Annotated in this window: 3 protein-coding genes and 1 rRNA gene; 3 read left to right on the plus strand and 1 reads right to left on the minus strand. The window is 63.3% G+C overall.

The window, feature by feature from the left end; genetic code table 11:
• The first annotated feature begins 852 nt into the window (after positions 1 to 852).
• From ARTSIC4J27_RS23665 to istB, 3 genes are all read left to right on the plus strand, one after another.
• Entirely contained in the window at positions 853 to 1,080 is a 228-nt protein-coding gene (locus tag ARTSIC4J27_RS23665; protein ID WP_050057331.1) for a hypothetical protein, read from the plus strand.
• Positions 1,081 to 1,576: 496 nt separating this feature from the next.
• Positions 1,577 to 2,794: an IS21 family transposase gene (gene istA / locus ARTSIC4J27_RS21915; RefSeq protein ID WP_152683944.1), complete on the plus strand. Its 1,218-nt coding sequence runs from the start codon at positions 1,577 to 1,579 to the stop codon at positions 2,792 to 2,794.
• Complete coding sequence (gene istB / locus ARTSIC4J27_RS21920; RefSeq protein WP_050057332.1) at positions 2,794 to 3,582, plus strand: IS21-like element helper ATPase IstB; 789 nt, start codon at positions 2,794 to 2,796, stop codon at positions 3,580 to 3,582. Before istA ends, istB begins: the two co-directional genes overlap by 1 nt.
• Before the next feature lie 285 nt (positions 3,583 to 3,867).
• Here istB and rrf read toward each other — a convergent pair.
• Positions 3,868 to 3,984 (minus strand): 5S ribosomal RNA (gene rrf / locus ARTSIC4J27_RS21925).
• Positions 3,985 to 4,087 lie beyond the last annotated feature (103 nt).

Genomic DNA, 4,087 nt, shown 5'->3' on the forward strand with positions numbered 1-4,087 from the left:
CCAAACACCACCCCCACACCCCCAAAAACCCCCAAACCATAAGGAAAACCATGGATCCCGCCCCGAAAAAACGACCAACAGCGCACGACCAAAAATATGCACTACCTCACACTGCATGCCGCCGGCAGTCGCATCCAATAGCATCACCCAAACATTGGAAGCCGATCGCAACGTTCTGATGGGCAGTCTCCGTTGCCACTCTTGGTGCACTGGTGGTGTGAAGCCGGCGCTCATGACCGGGGCTTCAACGTTTTCAGCATCACCCCTCTTCTTTTCCGGACTAGGGTTGCGGCATCGCATCCGTGGCGGATTTGTTCGACGGGGAGGCAACCGCGCTTCGGTTCCGAGGGCACTCCGCAATGCGCTCTACGTACCCGGCTCGGCACTGCCCCGGAGGCCAGGCACGGGGAAGGCTATGGGCAGTTCATTGGATTTCAGGCCGGGCACCTAAGAACTGGCTGCTAATCCTGGCCAGGACGCCGTCGTCCGCGTTCCGGAACTGGATCTGGAGCTGCCCGTCCTTTTGGTTCCTGCGGGCCTTTGATCGGAACTGCAGGCGACCCCACGCTCAAGTATGCTGCGGCCATAATTGCCGGCAACACTGTTGCCGGGCTGAGGCCCGCCTCACGGTGGTCGGCCTATGAAGGCGGTTCTCCAACTGTGGGAACAGGAGGAAGCAGTTCGACATCGATCGCCTTCTGGACGCCCTTGCCTGGCGCGGACGAAGCAGCAGTGCAGGGACTTACTGGCGTGCTGCCAACGTAGGCCAAGGAAGAGCCCGGGAGTCCCTGCTGATGCACCTACTCCCGGGTTCCCAGGCGGCACGACAATCCCGCTGTATGCGGGATTGTCGTGCCGGCGGTGACCTACTACTCCGATGACGGGAACTCTGCTCCCTATGGCCAGCAATGGCGCGAAGGTGAGTCCCCCCGGATTCTTACGGTGTGGGCAGCCACCCGAAGCGATTCACCGGCCTTCATTCCGCTGCCCTTGCCCTGCTCGAACATCTGGCCGGGCGACGACGACGTTGAGGTACACAAGGACCCCGTGCACGCCCGGGACCTGCTGCTAGACGCCTGAGACGTGCCGCAGGGGGGAAGCTGACGCCGCGGCTTCCCGGGGCTGCTCCGCTGACGTTTGTACTGGTCCGCTATCACCGTGTCACAGTGCACTTCGGGGTGCTGCGCGGTTTTCCATTTGCGGCTGCGAAGCATGTGATGAAACGGCTGAGACAACAGCAAATCGAATGGGTGCCTGGCGCTCACCGTCACGGCTCGCGGATACCGTGAAGCTAGCATGCGGGCAGCCGCCGATGGAGGGAATATGTGCTGACAGCGCATGGCGGATCCGGTCCAAAAAGTGCATAAGGCGAGCCCAGACTCACAGACTCGCACTGACTCCACTGCATGGAAGTTCGGCTACGGGACGTAGCTGGACCGTGGCGTCCCTGGCCGCTTGGCGGAAGCTAGCCTGGTCCCAGCGGACATCATGGCATGCCAGTGGTGTCGATGACGGTCGAAAAGTGAGCCATTGTGACGGTTGAAAACTGAGCCACCCGTTCCAAACGATTGGGTGGGTGATCACAGTGGAGGATTGGGCGCTTATTCGGCGGTTGCATCTGGCCGAGGGTGAGTCGATGAGGTCGATAGCGGCGCGGTTGGGGATCTCCCGGAACACCGTCGCGAAAGCAGTCAGCGCTGACGGTCCGCCGACCTATGTTCGGTCGCCGCATGACTCCGGGATCAAGTCTGTGGAACCGGCAATTCGCGCGCTGCTGCTGGAGAACCCGCGGATGCCGGCGACAGTGTTGGCTGAACGGGTGGGCTGGTCGGGGTCCCCGGCCTGGTTCCGCGAGAACGTTGCCCGGATCCGGCCCGAGTATGCCCCGGCTGATCCAGCTGACCGGATCACGTACGATCCCGGCGATCAGGCGCAGTGCGACCTGTGGTTCCCGGAGATCCGGATACCCGTTGGTGCCGGTAAGGCCAGAGTGTTGCCGGTCCTGGTGATGGTCTGCTCGCATTCACGGTTCATCATGGCCCGGATGATCCCGTCCCGGATGACCGGGGACCTGCTGGCCGGAATGTGGGAGCTGCTCGGATCCTTGGGCGCGGTGCCGCGGCGGCTGATCTGGGACAACGAAACCGGCATCGGCCGGCGGAACAGCTACGCCGCCGGAGTCGCGGCATTCGCCGGGGTCTTGGCCACCCGGATCGTGCAGGTCAAACCCTACGACCCGGAAAGCAAGGGTGTGGTGGAGCGGGCCAACCAGTTCCTGGAGACGTCCTTCCTGCCGGGCCGGGTCTTCACCTCCCCGGAGGACTTCAACACCCAACTCGGCCAGTGGCTGCCGAAGGCCAACGCCCGGCTTGTCCGACGGACCGGCGCCCGCCCCTCAGACCTGCTCGCCGCGGACAAAGCGGCCATGCTGGCGCTGCCACCGGTTCCACCGGTCACCGGCTTCACCAGCCGGGTTCGGCTCCCGAGGGACTACTACGTCCGGATGGGATCCAACGACTACTCCGTCCACCCGCAGGCCATCGGCCGGTTCGTCGACGTCACCGCCGACCTCGAATCCGTCACGATCAGCCTGGACGGCAGACCCGTCGGAACCCATCCCCGGTCCTGGGGCACCGGTCTGACCATCACCGACCCGGACCACGTCGAGGCGGCACGGGCACTGCGGAAGGCCTTCCAAACCCCTCACCCGGTGGGCGAAACAACCGGGCTGCGGGACCTGGCGGACTACGACCGCGCGTTCGGTGTCGTGCTTGATGACGGACAGGTCGCCTGATGCCAGCCGCTAAGGAAACCATCGGCCAGATCGAGTACTACTCCCGGGCGATGAAAGCACCCCGGATCCGTGAAGCAGCAACCCGCCTCGCGGACCAGGCCCGTGAAGGAGGCTGGACCCACGAGGAATACCTCGCCGCTGTCCTGTCCCGGGAAGTCGCAGCCAGGGAAGCCTCCGGAGCCGAGATCAGGGCCCGGGCCACCGGGTTCCCGGCCCGGAAATCACTCGAGGACTTCAACTTCGATCACCAGCCCGGCCTCAAACGCGACACCATCGCGCACCTGGCCACCGGCGCGTTCCTCGCCGAAGCGTCCAACATCGTCCTGCTCGGACCGCCCGGCACCGGCAAAACCCACCTCGCCACCGGCCTGGGCTTACGCGCCACCCAGCTCGGTCACCGGGTCCTGTTCGCCACCGCCATCGACTGGGTCGCCCGGCTCCAGGCAGCCCACCAAAGCGGACGGCTGCCCCAGGAACTGGTGAAACTGCGCCGCTACGGACTGATCATCGTGGACGAAGTCGGCTACATCCCCTTCGAACAGGACGCCGCGAACCTGTTCTTCCAACTGGTCTCATCACGCTACGAGCACGCCTCACTGATCCTGACCTCCAACCTGCCCTTCGCCCGCTGGGGAGACGTCTTCGGCGATCAGGTCGTCGCCTCGGCCATGATCGACCGCATCGTCCACCACGCCGAAGTCATCACCCTCAAAGGCTCCAGCTACCGCCTCAAACACACCCAGGTCGACTCACTGCCCTCGACAAGACCGGAAAATACGGCAGAATAACCAGCGTCAAAGTGGCTCACTTTTCAGCCCGCGAAACGGCTCACTTTTCGACCATCGCTGACAAGTGGTGCGCAATAGAAAAGAACGCTTCCTGGCCCCGCTGCAGCAGCAGATCCCGGCACACCTGAGGTGGCGTTGTAGGGAGAGAGCGTTGAGGTGGAAACCACATCAGCTGAGAGAGGGTTCGTGGGAAACCCGCGTTAAGTGAAAGAGGGTCCCAGTGGTGTGGTGGTTAAATGTGGGAGGCCCCAACCATGACTGGTTGGGGCCTCGACCTTAATGTTTGTCCGGCGGTGACCTACTCTCCCACACCCTCCCGGGTGCAGTACCATCGGCGCTGTGGGTCTTAGCTTCCGGGTTCGGAATGGGACCGGGCGTTTCCCCCACGCTATGACCGCCGTAACCTTTCCACCCGCCCCGCCAGGGCTGTTTGTGCCTGGGGGTGGGAAACCTGTTGGTGGTTACAACATTGTGGTGTTGTTATATTGTTGTGTGTTTGTTCCGT

This window comes from Pseudarthrobacter siccitolerans, from assembly GCF_001046895.1.
GTDB lineage: Bacteria > Actinomycetota > Actinomycetes > Actinomycetales > Micrococcaceae > Arthrobacter > Arthrobacter siccitolerans.

Bases quoted from the DNA above. Each gene is read 5' to 3' on its own strand.
- istB (WP_050057332.1), top strand. From the start codon at position 2,794: ATGCCAGCCGCTAAGGAAACCATCGGCCAGATCGAGTACTACTCCCGG.